This window comes from Micromonospora sp. NPDC005194, assembly GCF_040608335.1.
In the GTDB taxonomy this organism is placed as follows: domain Bacteria; phylum Actinomycetota; class Actinomycetes; order Mycobacteriales; family Micromonosporaceae; genus Micromonospora.
On sequence record NZ_JBEXIA010000004.1, the window covers coordinates 97,217 to 113,492 of the forward strand.

A 16,276-nucleotide genomic window follows, 5' to 3' on the forward strand; every position below is an offset into this window, starting at 1 on the left:
CTGTCGACGACCGGAGACGCTTCCCGCACTTGCTGGGGGCCGGACGGGTGGGTGGTTCCCTCGCTGTAGCCACGCCAGTCGAAGTCGCCCCTGTTCTTCTCCAGGAGTTGATCGCCACCTACGAAGCGACCCCACGCTCGCCGCTGAGCATGAGGGCCGCTCCGATGACGCCGTTCCCGTTCCCATCCCATACATATCCACCGTGGGAACGGTTTCGTTCCCCACGGGACGTAGGTTTTGCCCGTTCCCCGACGCCGTTCCCTGGGGAACGAGCTAACGTCCAGGCAGAATGCGACGCCGTTCCCGTGTCCCGGGACGGGGGTGGGAACGCCGTTCCCTGGACCCCGCCGGACCCCCACGCCGTTCCCTACCCCAGTTCGTCGACAGGTGTTCAGCTGCTCTCCTCGGCCCAGACGCGCCAGTCGTCGAGCACCCCGTGCAGCGCCGGAGTGAGCCAACCCGGCGCCGACCGCCGGAACACCCCCGGGTCCATCGCACCGGCGCCGGCCGGCACCGCGCCCAGCAGGTTCGGCACCAGGTCGGTGAGGTTCGTCCAGTGCACCAGCTCCGGCGACGCCGGCCAGGCGCCGATCACCACGCCGGCCGGCACCGCACGACGGTCCAGGGCCTCCAGGGTCAGCGCGGTGTGGTTGAGCGTGCCCAGCCCGGCGCGGGCGACCACCACCGCGGGCGCGCCGAGCGACACCGCCAGGTCGGCCATCGTCCACGGCTCGCCGGACGGCCGCAGTCCCATCGGCACCAGCAGGCCACCGGCCCCCTCGACCAGGACCAGGTCGTGCTTGTCCGCCTCCTCGCGGACGGCGTCCACCGCCGCGTACAGCTCCAGCGGCGGCAGGTCCGCGACCCGGGCCGCGGCGAGCGGGGCGAGCGGGTCCGGAAAGCTGGCCAGCGTGCGACCGGTCAGCGGAGCCGCCAGCCGATTGACCACGTCCACATCGCCCGGCTCACCGCCGGCCGTGCCGGTCTGACCCGGCTTGAGAACCGCCACCCGCAGACCGGCGGCCTGCGCCGCCGCCGCGATCGCCGCGGTGACCACCGTCTTGCCCACCTCGGTGTCGGTGCCGGTGACCAGCACCGACCCCTCCCACGCGCTCACGGCGCGCACTCCACGATGACGTCCAGGGCCCGCTCGAAATCCGCCCGGGGCACCCCCGCGCTGACGGTCAGGCGCAGCCGGGAGCGGCTGTCCGGGGTGGAGGGCGGCCGGAAGCAGCCCACCGCGACTCCCCGGTCCCGGCAGTCGGCGGCCCAGGCGGTCGCCGCCTCCGGGCCGGGCGCCGCCACCGAGATCACCGCCGCGTCCGGCGCGGAAACGGCCAGCCCGGCCGCGCCCAGTCGACCGATCGCCAGCGCCACCCGGTCGGCCACCTCGGCGCGGAGGTCGTCGCCGGCCCGGGCCAGCCGCAGCGCGGCGTGCACACCGGCCGCGACGGCCGGCGGCAGCGCGGTGTCGAAGATGAACGTACGGCCGGTCTCGACCAGGTGTCGGACGAACTCCGCCGGGCCGGCGACCACCCCACCCGCCCCGCCGAGCGCCTTGGAGAGGGTGGCGGTGATTACCACGTCCGGCTCGCCGGCCAACCCGGCGGCCGCGACCGCGCCGGCACCGGACGGACCGGTCACGCCGAGCGCGTGCGCGTCGTCGACCAGCAGCAGCGCGCCGTAGCGGCGGGCCACCGCGTGCAGGTCGGCCAGCGGCGCGAGGTCGCCGTCGACCGAGAAGACCGACTCGGTGACCACCACCGCCGGACGTCCCGGCGCCACCGCCAGCGCGGCGGCCACCGCCGTCACGTCGGCGTGCGCGCTGACCACCGTCTCCGCGCCGGAGATCCGGCAGCCGTCGATCAGCGACGCGTGGTTGTGCGCGTCCGAGACGAGCAGGGTCCGGGGCTGGACGAGGGCCCGCAGCGCGCCGAGGTTGGCCAGGTATCCGGAGGAGAAGACGAGAGCCCGGTCGGTGCCCAGCCACTGCGCCAGCTCGACCTCCAGGGCCTCGTGCGCGTCGGTCGAGCCGCGCACCAGCCGCGACCCGGTCGCCCCCAGCCCGTACGCCGACAGTGCCGCCGTGGCCGCGGCGGTGACCTCCGGGTGGGTGGCCAGTCCGAGGTAGTCGTTGCCGGCCAGGTCGGTCATCCGGTCGTCGGCGGGACGCGGGTGCAGCCGACGGGTCAGGCCGGCCTTAGCCCGCAACTGCGCGCGACGATCGAGCGCCGCCAGCCAGTCCGCCACCGTCACCCCTTCACCGCCGTCCGCGCCGGTCACGCCGACACCCGCCGGGCGAAATTACCACCCGCCGCCACCGACCCGACGAATCCACTCGGCAAGCGGGGGCCGACCGGCGGCGGATGTCGACGACGATCGGGATCCGAGGCGACCATCACCACGTACCGTCAATGGTCGGTCACCAGCGGTCGCCACCGGCGTGCGTCGATCTCCGCGGCGGAGATCGACCGGACGGCAGGTCGTACCCGGCTGGCCGGGGGCCTTGTAGGGTACGAGCCATGCCAGAGATCCTCGACCAGGCCCGCACCCAGGTCCTGGGTGACGGCGTCGGCCTCGACCAGGCCGGCGTCCTCGCCGTGCTGAACCTGCCCGACGAGCACCTGCCCGCCGCCCTCCAGCTCGCCCACGAGGTGCGGATGCGGTGGTGCGGCCCGGAGGTCGAGGTCGAGGGCATCGTCTCGCTGAAGACCGGCGGCTGCCCGGAGGACTGCCACTTCTGTTCGCAGTCGGGCCTGTTCACCTCCCCGGTGCGCTCGGTCTGGCTGGACATCCCGTCGCTTGTCGAGGCCGCGAAGCAGACCGCGCAGACCGGGGCGACCGAGTTCTGCATCGTGGCCGCCGTGCGCGGCCCGGACGACCGGCTGATGAAGCAGATGCGCGAGGGCGTCGCCGCCATCAAGGCCGAGGTCGACATCCAGGTCGCCGCGTCGCTGGGGATGCTCTCCCAGGAGCAGGTCGACGACCTGGTCGACATGGGTGTGCACCGCTACAACCACAACCTGGAGACCTGCCGGTCGTACTTCCCGAACGTGGTCACCACCCACTCGTGGGAGGAGCGGTGGGAGACGCTGCGCATGGTCCGCGACTCCGGCATGGAGGTGTGCTGCGGCGGCATCCTCGGCCTCGGCGAGACCGTCGAGCAGCGGGCGGAGTTCGCCGCGCAGCTCGCCGAGCTGGCCCCGCACGAGGTGCCGCTGAACTTCCTCAACCCGCGCCCCGGCACCCCGCTCGGTGACCGCCCGGTGGTCGAGGGCAAGGACGCGCTGCGGGCCATCGCCGCGTTCCGGCTGGCCATGCCGCGCACCATCCTGCGGTACGCGGGCGGCCGGGAGATCACCCTCGGTGACCTGGGCACCCGCGACGGTCTGCTCGGCGGCATCAACGCCGTGATCGTCGGCAACTACCTGACGACCCTGGGCCGGCCGGCGACCGCCGACCTCGACCTGCTCGACGAGCTGAAGATGCCGGTCAAGGCCCTCTCCGCGACCCTCTGAGCTGACCGGTGAGGACGACGTGACCGAGCTTGTGGCAGCGCAGCGTTGGTGTGACCGCTGCGGCGAGGACGCGTCGGCCGCCGGGCACGAGTCGTGCGCGGCGGCCCGGACGCTGGAGCCGCCGCGCTACTGCCCGCGCTGCCGACGCCGGATGAAGGTGCAGGTGCTGCCGGTCGGCTGGTCGGCGGTCTGCGTCGAGCACGGCGAGAGCCGAGGCTGAGCCGATGCTGCGCGGGCGTGCGGTGACCCTCCGACCGGCGACGGTCGCGGACGTGCCGGCCCTCGCGGCCATCCGGGCCGACCCGGAGGTACGCCGGTGGTGGCGCGGCGGCGACGACCTGGCCGCGTCCGTCCAGGCCGACCTGAACGACGACGACCTCGCCCTGTACGCCATCGAGCACGACGGCCGGGTGATCGGCGCGATCCAGTGGTACGCCGAACCGGACCCGGACTACCGGCACGCCAGCCTGGACATCTTCCTCGACCCTGCGGTGCGCGGCGAGGGCCTGGGCGGGGACGCCATCCGCACCCTGGCCCGGCACCTGATCGACGAGTACGGCCACCACCGGTTCACCATCGACCCGGCCGCGGCGAACAGCGCGGCCATCCGGGCGTACGCGAAGGTGGGCTTCCGGCCGGTGGGCATCATGCGCCGCTACGAGCGGGGCGAGGACGGGCGCTGGCACAATGCCCTGCTCATGGACCTGCTCGCGGAGGAGCTGGCCGACTGAACCGGGCGGGCGTGCCCGGCACCCACGGTGCCGGGCACGCCCCGGTTCTGCGCGAACGGATGTGCGCCTAGCGCTGGAGAGTCAGTACACCCGGCCGCCACGGCAGCAGGTTGTAGTCGCCTCCCGCACTGGGGTTCTTGCCCTGGTACAGGAACTGCAGGTTGCAGGCGTCGACGGTCTTGGTCTGGTCGGGGTTGGTGCGGACCAGGTCACCGTGGCTGATGTCGTTGGTCCACGTCGCGCCGCTGTTGGCCTTGCCGGCGAAGGGGTTGCTCTCGCTGGCGGCCTGCGGGGTCCACGAGCCGCTCAGGCTGGTGGACGTGAACGACCGGAAGTAGCGTCCCTGGCTCCCGATCGCCTCGACGATCATGAGGTACTGGTTCTGGCCCTGCACCTTGTAGACCTCGACCGCCTCGAACAGATTGTTCGTCGAGTCGGTCATGATCGTCGTGTAGGTCGAGCCGAAGCTGCCCGGGAAGTTCCCCAGCGGCATGCTCGACCGGTAGATCTTGCCGTTGTCCCCGGCGAAGAACAGGTACATGTTCTGGTCGTCGCCGATGAGGGTCTGGTCGATCACCCCGTAAGGCGCGTCCGAGAGGGTGGCGGTGGACAGCGTCTGTGCCGAGGACCAGCCGTTGGCGTTCGTCGGGTCGCTCGACGTCTTGTAGCTGAACGAGGTCGGTCCCCACTGGTACGCCAGCACCCAGATGTTCTTCGGGGCGAAGTACAGCAGCGTGGGCGCCACCGTGCCCTGGCTCATTCCGGTCTGGCTGGCCGAGGCCATGTCGGACCAGTTGGTGAACGTGCTGAAGTTCATCGAGCCGTACTGGCCGCTGCTGTTGACGTTCGACCCGTAGACCAGGTGCTTGCCGTTGTAGACCACGTTGGTGAAGTCCTTGAGCGAGACCCAGCCGTTCTGCGGGTTCGTCAGCGCGCCGGTCGACGACCAGCGGTAGGTCGACGGAAGCGCGCAGCCGCTCGGCGGACTCGTGGTGGGCGGCGTCGTGGTCGGCGGTGCCGTGGTGGGCGGCGCCGACGTCGGCGTGGTGCCGCCGAAGTCGGTCCGCCACTGCTGGTTGGTCTGCCCGTGGCAGTCGTACAGCTGGATCTGCTGGCCGTTGCCGGTGCCCCAGACGTCCAGGCACCGGCCGGACTGCACACCGGTGATGGTGCCGTTGGAGTTGATGTTCCACTGCTGGTTCGCGCCGCTGTTGCAGTCCCAGATGATGATTCCGGTGCCGTTGGCGGTGGCCGCGCCGTTCGCGTCGAGGCACTTGCTGCCGTAGACCCGCAACTGCTTGCCGGAGGTGTACGTCCACTGCTGGTTCGACTGACCGTTGCAGTCGTAGAGCTGGACGCGGGTGCCGTTGGTCTGCGTGGCGTTGGGCACGTCGATGCACCGGCCCGACTGCACCCCGACGATCCGGCCGGCGCCGCCGCTCGGCGGCGGGCTCGTGGTCGGGCTCACCGTCGGGCTCACGGTCGGACTCACCGTCGGGCTCACGGTCGGCCCCGAGGTCGGGGGGGCCGCGTTGAGCGCGTTGAGGACGGAGTTGTAGGCGGCCTTCTTGTTGCCGCCGCCGTCGAAGAGCAGCGGGCTCTCGTTCGAGCGCCAGGAGTCGCTGTCGCGTACGCCCCAGACGGTGATGCCGATGCAGCGGGGAACGTTCAGGCACGCCTGGGTCAACCCGGCGTACTGGGTGGTGGAGGAGTTGGTGACGTCGACCTCGGTCAGCGCCACGTCCACGCCGAGCGCGGCGAAGCTGGACAGCGTGGTCTGGAAGTTGCTCGGCAGCGAGCTGCCGCCGGTGAAGTGGGTCTGCAAACCGACGCAGTCGATCGGCACGCCACGGGACTTGAAGTCCTGGATCATGCGGTAGACGCCCTGCGTCTTGCCGTACGACCAGTTCTCGATGTTGTAGTCGTTGTAGCAGAGCTTGACCGACGGGTCGGCCGCCCGCGCGGTGCGGAACGCCACCTCGATCCAGTCGTTGCCGGTGCCCTGGAGGTTGGAGTTGCGACGGCTGCCGTCCTCGTTGAAGGCCTCGTTGACCACGTCCCAGGCGGCGAGCTTGCCCCGGTAGTGGCCCATCACGCCGTTGATGTGGTCGATCATCGCCTGACGCAGGCTGCTGCCGCTCAGGCTCTGCATCCACCCCGGCTGTTGCGCGTGCCAGGCCAGGGTGTGCCCACGGACCTTCAGGCCACGCTGGGTCGCCCAGTTGTAGATCTGGTCACCGGAGTTGAAGTTGAACTGGCCCCGCTGGGGCTCCGTCGCGTCCGGCTTCATCTCGTTCTCGGCCGTGATCATGTTGAACTCACGTGCCGCGATCGTGCTGTACGTCGAGTCGCCGAGCCGGCCCGCCGCGATGGCGGTGCCGAAGTACCGGCCCGACTGCGCGGCGGCCGCGCCGAGCGTGGTCGCGGCGGCGTTCGCCGAGGGCATCATCACCGCGACGGCGGCGACAGTCACGACGCTGAACGCGCCGGCGAGCAGCGCTCGGACGGCGGGTGATCGCCGTCGCCGAGTCCCGCCGCGATGAACGGATGGGCTCATTGCCATCTCGGCCTCCTTACTGGCCAACACCCGGGCCGCCGAGGGGGCACGGCCGGACGTCTTCGATTGGGGTATCAAACTCGATCGATGCTAACCACGCGTCGGTCCAGACAATCGAGTTTTCGGAAATGTTTCGGAAATGTTTTGGCCTTGCGCGCGCGGCGTGGCCGGTCGCCCGGGTGCGGTACCGGCCACGCCGCGTCGATGAGTCAGGAGACCGTGCAGGCGGCGCCGTTCAGGGTGAAGGCGGTCGGCCTGGTGGTGCTGCCGGTGTGGGTGCCGTTGAAGCCGAAGCTCGTCGACGCACCCGGCGCCAGTGTCCCGTTGTAGGACAGGTTCGACGCGGTCACCGCGGTGCCGGTCTGGGTCACGGTCGCCGACCAGGCCTGCCCGACCTTCTGCCCGCTGCTTCCGAACGTGAACGCGAGCGTCCAGCCGTTGATCGCCGTGGTGCCGGTGTTGGCGATCGTGATGTTCGCGGTGAACCCGGTGTCCCAGCTGTTCGACGTCCAGGTCACCGCGCAGCCGCCGCCGGCAGGCGGGGCCGTGGTGGTGACCGTGACGCCGGGCGACGCGGCCGAAACGTTTCCGGCCGCGTCCACCGCCACCACCGTGAACGTGTACGTGGTGGAGGCGGTCAGCCCGGTCACCGCCAGCGTGGTGCCGGTGGCCGAGCCGACCAGAACGTTCCCGCCCCGGTAGACGCGGTAGGCGGTGACGCCCACCGCGTCGGTGGACGGGCCCCAGGTCAGGGTCAGGCCGGTCGGGCCGATCGCGGAGGCGGTGGGCGTACCGGGTGCGGTCGGCGCTGTGGTGTCCGACGCCGGGCCGGCCGGCGTGGTGACGGTGAGCGCGGCCGATGCCGCCGAGCGGTTGCCGGCGCCGTCGAGCGCCCGCACGGTGAACTGGTACGTCCGCTCGGGCGCCAGCCCGGTCACGGCCAGGGTGGCCCCCGTCGAGGCGGTGACGACCGGGTCGGCGCCGGCCGAGGTACGGGTCACCTCGTAGCCGGCCAACCCGCTGCCGCCGGTGTCGGTGGACGCGGCCCAGGTCAGCGTGAGCCCGCTGGACGTGACGGCGGACGCGACGGGCGTGCCGGGCACTGTGGGCGCGGTGGTGTCCGGGGTGGCCGGTCCGGGCTCCTCGCCCCAGACCCGCACCCCGCCGGAGTAGAGCGGAACCTTGCGGTTGGGCCCGGCGGTCACCTGGTACGACGGGTCGTTGGTCGGGTCCCAGGTGCCACCCTCCGGCACGCCGATCTTGAACTGGACCTCCATCCGGTGCTGCGACTGCCCGGCCGGGGCGATGGTGTAGCCGGTGCAGTCCACCTCGACGTACCAGATGTCGCCGCTGAACTGCTTGGCCGTGGTCGGCGACGGGCAGCCCTGGGTGTAGCCGGAGGTGACCTGGACCGGACCGGTGCCGTCGGGCCGGAAGTAGTACCGGAACTTGCCGGTGGTCAGGGCCCGGGCCGGGAACGCCGACTTGTTGTAGATGATCGCCTTGAGCCCGGTGGCCCGGGGTTCGGCCTGCATCACCGTGGTCTCCACGGTCAGCTCGTCCATGTCGGGCGTCTCGGCGACCGGAAAGTTGGCCAGCGCCGTGCCGCCGTACTCGGAGGTCAGCCGGACCAGCGCCGAGGTGAAGCCGGCGTTGTAGTCGGTGGCGACCTCGTTCATCACGTAGTCGGACCGGCTGTCGGTGTACGCGTCGTTGGCCGAGGACGGGCCGCCGACCAGCGCGCCGTAGAGGGTGTGCCGGGTCTCGACGGGCACCGTCTGGCTGTCCCACCAGGACCCGTGCGCGGTGCGGTGGTGCGGGTTCTTCGGTGCGTTGGCCCCGAACCCGATGACGTAGCTGGAGTTGCGCGGGTTGTCGCCGAGCGCGTAGTTGATCTGCCGGACGGCGAAGTCGTGGTAGCGCGCCTTGCGGGTCGTGTCGGTGGTCTTGTCGCTGTAGACCAGCGCGGCGAAGGAGGTGTTGGCCGCGTAGCGCAGCGCGCCCCAGGAGTCGAGCACCGCCATCCCACCGGGCGAGTACGGCACCCGCTGCCCGTTCACCCCGACGGTCCAGTAGTCCAGCCAACGGTTGGCGTCGTCGACGTACTTCTGCTTGCCGGTCAGGTTGGCCAGCAGCACGTACGCGCCGAACTGCTTGTTGTCCCAGGCAATGGTCCACTTGTAGGAGCGGGTGGTGGACTGCGGCTCGGTGCCGAGCTTGTCGTACTCACTCTCGGCCTTGGTCAGGTAGCTGGCGTCGCCGGTGGCCCGGTAGAGCCAGATCGCGCCCCAGACCAACTCGTCCTGGTAGCCGCTCCACGACTTGTAGAAGGAGGCCGCGTCGGTGATGCACTCGCTGTAGGACTTCCGCACCGTGTCGGCGAACGTGTAGAGCTGCCGGGCGTGGGTGAGCAGCTTGTCCGCGTAGGTCGCGTCGGTGGGCCGGAACACCATCGAGGAGGCGGCCATCGCGGCCGCCGTCTCGCCGGCGAGGTCCGCGCCGCCACAGCTCGCATCGATCTTGTACGCGGGCCGCGCCATCGGCAGCACCTCGGCCGGGCCCCACCACTTGTGGTCGTCGTCGCCCTTGCCGACCTGTCCATAAAGAACGTTGGCCGACGGGTGCGCCTTGATGAAGTAGTCGTTGACGAAGCGCAGGTTGTTGAGCAGGTGCGGCAGTTGACCGGAGGCCGTGTAGCCGCTGCGGTACTCCACCGCGCCCCACGCCAGCATGGTGGCGCTGAACGCCATCGGGAAGCCGAACTTGACGTGGTCGCCGGCGTCGTACCAGCCGCCGGTGAGGTCCAGCCCGGCGGCGGCGCCGTCGGTGAGCGCGGAGTCGCCGCGCCAGGAGACCCGGTTCCAGTCCGGCAGCTTGCCCGACTGCTGCGCTTCGTAGAAGAACAGCGACTTCTGCAATGCCTCGGCGTAGTTGAAGGCCGGCGCGGCGGACGCGGGCCCGGCCGGCGGCGCGGTGACCGCGAGGGACAGCCCGGTGAGCAGGGCGACGCCGGCGGCCAGCAACCGCCGGGGCCAGGGCTGGTCGGCGACCGGCGACCGGCCGGGGTGGCCGGTGGACGGCCGGGTCAGGTGGCGCATGAAGGGCTCCTGTCGGAGGCGCCGCCGGCGGTCGCACCGACGCGGGACGGCGTGGGGGCGGCACGGCCACCGGCGACAGCGGGGTGGCGGTGTGACCACGGGGAGGCATGGAAGCGCTCCCATGGATAATCGACAATGTAATGGGCGGGCCGTCGGTTGGGAAGCCTGCCGGCCGGAGCCGAGCCGCGGGGGCCACTTCCGTACTCGCGGGTAACCACTGCGGACCATCTCACACCATCGATGCATTTCGATTAATGCTTGATGTTTTCGCAGCTCACGGCGTGCGCTTCTGGAAAGATCCTCGCACCGCTCGGACGCGTCGGCGGCCAGCCAGACAAGCGTACGGTTGCTGACCCACTACCGGGCGCGAGACAGTACCGATCATCAGCGGTGCCGTCGACGCCGCCGCTCCCCGGTCAACCCTGAGGAGAACGCGATGGCACTACGACTCGCTGACGGCACCGCCTGGTCCGACGCCCTCGCCCGGGCGGTCGCCGCCACGCCGGAGGCGTTCGGCGTTGAGGTAACCGGCGTCACCACGCTGCACAACCTCATCGAAGGTGACTGGCGGGCGGTCGGCCACCCGGCGCCGGTCCGCACTCCGGTCGACAACAGCGTCGTCATCAACCTGTCCCGACTCGACGCCGACACCGCCCGCGCCGCGGTCGCGCACGCCGCCGCCGCGCACCGGGCCTGGGCGCGTACCCCGCTGGGCGATCGCAAGGCCCGGGTCTGCGACGCCGTGGACGCCCTCACCGCCCACCGTGACCTGCTCGCGCTCCTGCTCGTCTGGGAGATCGGCAAGCCGTGGCGGCTGGCCTGCGCCGACGTGGACCGGGCGCTCGACGGCGTCCGCTGGTACGTGGGCGAGATCGACCGGATGCTCGCCGACGGCCGCGAGCCACTGGACGGTCCCGTCAGCAACATCGCTTCCTGGAACTACCCGATGAGCGTCCTCGTGCACGCCGAGCTGGTCCAACTGCTGGCCGGCAACGCGGTCATCGCCAAGACCCCGTCCCAGGGCGGTGCGGTCTGCCTGACCGTCGCGCACGCGCTGATGCGTCGCGCCGGCCTGCCCGCCACCCTCGTCTCCGGCGGCGGCGAGGAACTGTCCGAGGTGCTCGTCCGGGCGCCCGAGATCGGCGCGGTGGCGTTCGTCGGCGGCCGCTCCAACGGCGGCAAGGTGGCCGCCGCGCTGCTCGACAGCGAGAAGCGGCACTTCATCGAGCAGGAGGGCCTCAACGCCTGGGGCATCTGGAACTTCTCCCAGTGGGACCTGCTCGCCGCGCACCTGAAGAAGGGCTTCGAGTACGGCAAGCAGCGCTGCACCGCGTACCCCCGGTTCGTGGTGCAGCGCGACCTGGTCGACGAGTTCCTCGACATGTACCTGCCGGTCGTGCGTTCGGTCCGGTTCGGTCACCCGCTGGCCGTCGGGGACGACTGGACGGCCGGTGACCCGCTGCCCGAGCTGGACTTCGGGCCGCTGATCAGCGCCGCCAAGGCCGACGAGCTGCACCGCAAGGTCGACGAGGCGGTTCGCGGCGGCGCGGTGCCGCTGCACCGGGGCAAGCTGACCGGAGCGCCGTTCCTACCCGGGCAGGACACCTCGGCGTACGTGGCGCCGTCGGTGCTGCTCGCCCCGCCCGGCCGCTCCCGGTTGATGCACGCCGAGCCGTTCGGCCCGGTCGACACGATCGTCGTGGTGGACACCACCGACGAGCTGCTGGCCGCCATGAACGCCTCCAACGGCGCGCTCGTCGCGTCGCTGGCCTGCGACGACACCGACGAGGCCGGCAAGCTCGCGGTGGACCTCCAGGCGTTCAAGGTGGGCATCAACAAGCCGCGCTCGCGCGGCGACCGGGACGAGCCGTTCGGCGGCCGGGGCGCGTCCTGGAAAGGCGCGTTCGTGGGCGGCGACCTGCTGGTGCAGGCGGTCACCGTGGGCGGCGAGGGCCGCCTCTACGGCAACTTCCCCGACTACAACAGCTACCCCGCCACCTGACCGCCGTACCGGGAACGGCCCCTCGTCGACGCCTCGTGCGGGGCGAGGGGCCATTCTCCACGGCGGGTGACCAGGGCTCGTCCCTACGCGCCCGACGGGACGGACATGCCCTTGCGATCCGCGGCGAGCGGAACGGTGAGGGTGAGCAGGGTGCCGTCGCGCTCCGTTGAGCTGGACCGGTTCAGCCGGCGCAGCGTCCGCAGCATCGGCGCGTTGTCCATCTGCACGTGCAGCACCAGGGCCGCGTAGCCGGCGTCGTCGGCGTGCCGGACCAGCCGGCGCAGCAGCGCCGAGCCCAGGCCGCGGCGCTGCCAGTCGTCGCGCACCAGCAACGCCACCTCGGCCTCGTCGCCCTCGCCGACCAGGTTCGCCATCGCGACCAGCGCGCCGTCCCCGTCGGTGGTCGTGGCGACCAGGGTGAGCCCTCGGCTCGGCTCCAGCAGGCGGCGCAGCCGGGCCGGCTGCGGCAGTGCCGCACCACCCAGGTAGCGCCGCTGCCGGCTGCGCGGCGAGCAGCCCTCGTGCAGCTCCAGGACGCTCGGCAGGTCATCGACGCAGGCGGGACGCGCGATCAGCTCGGCCCCGTCGGGCAGCACCAGGGTGACCTGTTCGGCGGCCCGACGGGTCACGGTGGCGGCCACCTCGACCAGGGCCTGTGCCCGGGCGTACTCCGCCGGGGTGAAGGCGGGCGCGGCCCGGCGCAACGCGAACGAGCCGCCCGCCGGGTCGGCCAGCAGCATGGTGGTGGCGGTGCTGCCCCGGTCCACGGCGGTCGACGCCGGCCGCCAGCTGACCGAGTCCGCGCCGAGCAGGGTCCGCAGCGCCTCACCCGCCGCGTCCGGGTCACGCACCAGCCGGTTGGCCAGCCCGAGGACCCGGGTCGGCTGATCGGCCAGGCCGCGCGCCTCGCTGCGGGCCACCCAGCAGTTCCGCCCACGACCCCGCTCGACGGCCGCGACCAACTCGGCCTCGTCGAGCGCGTCCGGAGCGTCGACCAGGAAGTCGTCCACCGCGCCCTGCTCGGTGGGCTGCACCTGCACGGTGAGGATGTTGACCCCACGCAGCGCGAGGCTCGCCGTGAGAACCGACAGGTAACCCGGCCGGTCGTCCACGGTGGCCCGGATCCGCCACAACGTCATGGTTGGCTCCCTTCCCCACGTCAGAGCCTCGCCCCCGGCTGTTGCGGCCCGGTTGCCCGGCCGTGTCGGCCCGGGAACTCCCGGGGCCGCTCAGGGGCCGGCGACGACCGGTGGTGCGCCGACCAGGTCCAGTCGGTCGCCGAGAATCACCGCGCTGGCGCGGACGAGCTGGGTGAGCCGGTCGACCTCCGTGCTGTGGAAACCCGCAGCGCTGAGGGTGTCGCTGTGCTCGCGGGCCACCACCAGCACCAGGCCGGCCCGACCGAACGGGGCGATCGCGTGGTGGGTGCCGTCGGGCGTGGTCATCGAGCGGCCGCGTAGCGGGGTCACCTCGGGCAACCGCAGGGGTACGGGAGCACGCCAGCTCGCGTGGCCCACGGTGGCGCCACCGCCCCCGGTGCGCGACGCCCAGTCCACCGGAACCACCGCGGCGACCGCCCAGTCGGCCGCCAGCAGCCCCGGCACCGCGTCGACCAGGGTCGCCAGCCCGTCGGCCGGGTTGGCCGCGACCTGCGCCAGCAGCTCCGCGTCCTGGCCGGTGGTGGTGGGCGCGCCGATCGCCCGCCACACGCCGTCCACCCGTACGCCCGGAATCGCCGCGAGGCCGGCCAGCAGACGCTCGACCCGAGCGGCGCCCGGCCACACCACAGTGAAGTCGTCCACCGCGCGCCCGCCGAGACGTTCGAGGACCACCACCTGGACGATGTCCGCGCCGGAGACACCCAACGTGCGGGCGACCTGGCCGAGGGTGCCCGGACGGTCCGGCAGGGTGACCCGAACTCGCAGCAACATGTCTGTCCCTCCGCTCGGCGGGCCGGCGACGGCCGGCAGGCTGCTCACAGCCTGAATGTTGACCATTTCGTCCCTGTTGCAGAGGCATGTCCCGAGGGGAAAATCTGACCTTGACAACGTGAGCGGGCTGCCATGAACTAGTCGGATGACCGATCCGGCCGTCAACGCGCTCCGGCCGGGCGTTGTTCCGGCGTCCCCCGCCGGGCTGGACCTCGATCGACTCGCCGGCTATCTGGCGGCGCACCGACCCGAGCTGGCCGTGGGACGGGCGCGGGCCGACCTGATCGCGGGCGGCAAGTCCAACCTCACCTACCTGCTGCGCCTCGGCGACCGGGAGGTCGTGCTGCGCCGGCCGCCGCTGGGGCACGTGCTGGCGACAGCCCACGACATGGCCCGCGAGTTCCGGGTCATCTCGGCGCTGGCGCCGACCGAGGTGCCGGTGCCGGGCGCGCTGCTGCTCTGCACCGACCCCGAGGTGATCGGCGCCCCGTTCTACCTGATGGAGCGGATGCCCGGCGAGGTGTTCCGCACCCGCGCGCAGACCGACCCGCTCGGCGACGAACGACGACGGGCGCTCGCCATGGCGATGATGGACACTCTCGCCGCGCTGCACACCGTCGAACCGGCCGCCGTCGGGTTGAGCGACTTCGGCCGCCCCGAGGGCTACCTGGCCCGGCAGGTCCGCCGCTGGGCCGGGCAGCTCGACCGCTCGCGCAGCCGCGACCTGCCCGGCATCGACGAGCTGCGTGACCTGCTGGCCGCGACCGCCCCGGAGGGCGCGAACGCCGGCCGGATCGTGCACGGCGACTACCGGCTGGACAACCTTCTCGCCTCGGCCGACCCGGTGGCCGTGCACGCCGTCCTGGACTGGGAGATGGCCACCCTCGGCGACCCCCTCGCCGACCTGGGGCTGCTCCTGACGTACTGGGATGTCCTCGGCGGCAGCGAGACGGCCGAGGGCAACCCGGTGGCCGACGGGCTCGGGCCGCGCGCCGGCTTCCCCACCGGCGCCGAGCTGATCGACCGGTACGCCGGGCGCAGCGACGTGGACGTCGGGCCGCTGCACTGGCACGTGGCGCTGGGCTGTTTCAAGCTCGCGGTGATCTGCGAGGGCATCCACTACCGCCACACGCTCGGGCAGACGCTCGGCGAGGGCTTCGACCGGATCGGCGAGATGGTGGCACCGCTGGTCGCGCACGGGCTGACCGCCGCCAGGGAGCGGTGATGGACTTCTCGTACGACGCCCGGACCGAGGAGCTGCGCGACGAGCTGACCCGGTTCCTCACCGAACACGTCTACCCGGCCGAGGCGGTGCACGCCGAGCAGGTCGCGGCCGGTGACCCGTGGTCGCGTACCCCCGTGCTGGCCGAGCTCAAGGCCGAGGCCCGCAAGCGCGGCCTGTGGAACCTGTTCCTGCCCGACCCGCGCTACGGCGCCGGCCTGACCAACCTGCAGTACGCGCCGCTCGCCGAGCTGACCGGGCGCAGCCCGCACCTGGCGCCGGAGGCGGTCAACTGCGCGGCGCCGGACACCGGCAACATGGAGCTGCTGGCCGAGTTCGGCTCGGAGGCGCAGCAGCAGCGCTGGCTGATGCCGCTGCTGGAGGGCGAGATCCGCTCCGCGTTCTGCATGACCGAGCCGGACGTGGCGTCCTCGGACGCCACCAACATCGCCACCCGGATCGTCCGCGACGGCGACGAGTACGTCATCAACGGCCGCAAGTGGTGGTCGTCGGGCGCGATGGACCCGAGCTGCGAGATCTTCATCGTGATGGGCAAGACCGATCCCGACGCCGATCGGCACCGCCAGCAGAGCATGGTGCTGGTCCCCCGGGACACCCCCGGGGTGCACGTCCGCCGGGGCATGACCGTCTTCGGCTACACCGACGGCTCACACGGCGGGCACGCCGAGATCGACTTCACCGACGTCCGGGTGCCGGCGGAGAACCTGATCGGCGCCGAGGGCAGCGGCTTCGCCATCGCCCAGGCGCGACTGGGCCCGGGCCGGATCCACCACTGCATGCGATTGATCGGAATGGCTGAGCGGGCATTGGAGCTGCTCTGCAAGCGGGCGCTCGAGCGGGTCGCGTTCGGCCGGCCGCTCGCCGAGCAGGGCGTGGTCCGGGAGTGGATCGCCGAGTCCCGGGTGCGCATCGAGCAGGCCCGCCTGCTGGTGCTCAAGACGGCCTGGTTGATGGACACCGTCGGCAACAAGGGCGCCCACACCGAGATCCAGGCCATCAAGATCGGCACGCCGGCGATGGCGGAGTGGGTGATCGACAAGGCCATCCAGGGGTACGGCGGCGCCGGCGTCAGCCAGGACACCCCGCTGGCCGCCCTCTGGGCGCAGACCCGCACCCTGCGCCTCGCCGACGGCCCCGACGAGGTGCACCGCAACTCCCTCGCCAAGCGCGAACTCCGCCGCTGGGCCTGACCCCCG

General features: G+C 72.0%; 12 protein-coding genes. 6 read left to right on the forward strand and 6 right to left on the reverse strand.

The genetic code is table 11. From position 1 onward, the window contains the following. Positions 1-391: 391 nt before the first annotated feature. Together bioD and ABZU53_RS04830 are read right to left on the reverse strand one after the other, a co-directional pair. Entirely contained in the window at positions 392-1,126 is a 735-nt protein-coding gene (bioD, locus tag ABZU53_RS04825; protein WP_355063898.1) for a dethiobiotin synthase, read from the reverse strand. Then, positions 1,114-2,250 carry an 8-amino-7-oxononanoate synthase gene (locus ABZU53_RS04830; RefSeq protein ID WP_355064045.1) on the reverse strand — a complete coding sequence of 379 codons (1,137 nt, stop codon included), beginning with the start codon at positions 2,248-2,250 and terminating at the stop codon, positions 1,114-1,116. The genes bioD and ABZU53_RS04830 overlap by 13 nt, the downstream gene beginning before the upstream one ends. A 272-nt stretch (positions 2,251-2,522) precedes the next feature. Here ABZU53_RS04830 and bioB point away from each other — a divergent pair, with 272 nt between their 5' ends. Genes bioB through ABZU53_RS04845 form a run of 3 tightly spaced genes read left to right on the forward strand, consistent with a single transcriptional unit; the run spans position 2,523 to position 4,249 of the window. After that, on the forward strand, positions 2,523-3,518 hold the full coding sequence (bioB, locus tag ABZU53_RS04835; RefSeq protein ID WP_354855452.1) for a biotin synthase BioB: 996 nt from the start codon (positions 2,523-2,525) through the stop codon (positions 3,516-3,518). Position 3,519: 1 nt separating this feature from the next. Next, positions 3,520-3,738, forward strand: coding sequence for a hypothetical protein (locus tag ABZU53_RS04840; RefSeq protein WP_355064047.1), 219 nt, complete (start codon positions 3,520-3,522; stop codon positions 3,736-3,738). 4 nt (positions 3,739-3,742) lie between these two features. Continuing rightward, positions 3,743-4,249, forward strand: coding sequence for a GNAT family protein (locus ABZU53_RS04845; protein WP_355063900.1), 507 nt, complete (start codon positions 3,743-3,745; stop codon positions 4,247-4,249). 67 nt (positions 4,250-4,316) lie between these two features. Here ABZU53_RS04845 and ABZU53_RS04850 read toward each other — a convergent pair whose 3' ends face one another. Then, positions 4,317-6,812: a non-reducing end alpha-L-arabinofuranosidase family hydrolase gene (locus tag ABZU53_RS04850; protein ID WP_355063902.1), complete on the reverse strand. Its 2,496-nt coding sequence runs from the start codon at positions 6,810-6,812 to the stop codon at positions 4,317-4,319. Positions 6,813-7,015: 203 nt separating this feature from the next. Continuing rightward, on the reverse strand, positions 7,016-9,904 hold the full coding sequence (locus ABZU53_RS04855; RefSeq protein ID WP_355063904.1) for a glycoside hydrolase family 9 protein: 2,889 nt from the start codon (positions 9,902-9,904) through the stop codon (positions 7,016-7,018). A 436-nt stretch (positions 9,905-10,340) separates the two neighbouring features. Here ABZU53_RS04855 and ABZU53_RS04860 point away from each other — a divergent pair, with 436 nt between their 5' ends. Next, positions 10,341-11,906: an aldehyde dehydrogenase family protein gene (locus tag ABZU53_RS04860; protein ID WP_355063906.1), complete on the forward strand. Its 1,566-nt coding sequence runs from the start codon at positions 10,341-10,343 to the stop codon at positions 11,904-11,906. Between the two features lie 83 nt (positions 11,907-11,989). Here ABZU53_RS04860 and ABZU53_RS04865 read toward each other — a convergent pair whose 3' ends face one another. Both ABZU53_RS04865 and ABZU53_RS04870 read right to left on the reverse strand, forming a co-directional pair. After that, positions 11,990-13,045: a GNAT family N-acetyltransferase gene (locus ABZU53_RS04865; protein WP_355063908.1), complete on the reverse strand. Its 1,056-nt coding sequence runs from the start codon at positions 13,043-13,045 to the stop codon at positions 11,990-11,992. Between the two features lie 90 nt (positions 13,046-13,135). Next, entirely contained in the window at positions 13,136-13,837 is a 702-nt protein-coding gene (locus ABZU53_RS04870) for an amino acid-binding protein (RefSeq protein ID WP_354860875.1), read from the reverse strand. A 145-nt stretch (positions 13,838-13,982) separates the two neighbouring features. Here ABZU53_RS04870 and ABZU53_RS04875 point away from each other — a divergent pair, with 145 nt between their 5' ends. Further along, positions 13,983-15,062 carry a phosphotransferase family protein gene (locus ABZU53_RS04875; RefSeq protein WP_355063910.1) on the forward strand — a complete coding sequence of 360 codons (1,080 nt, stop codon included), beginning with the start codon at positions 13,983-13,985 and terminating at the stop codon, positions 15,060-15,062. Next, positions 15,062-16,270 (forward strand): acyl-CoA dehydrogenase family protein, encoded by a 1,209-nt coding sequence (locus ABZU53_RS04880; protein WP_355063912.1) that lies wholly within the window; start codon positions 15,062-15,064, stop codon positions 16,268-16,270. The genes ABZU53_RS04875 and ABZU53_RS04880 overlap by 1 nt, the downstream gene beginning before the upstream one ends. The last annotated feature ends 6 nt before the right edge of the window (positions 16,271-16,276 follow it).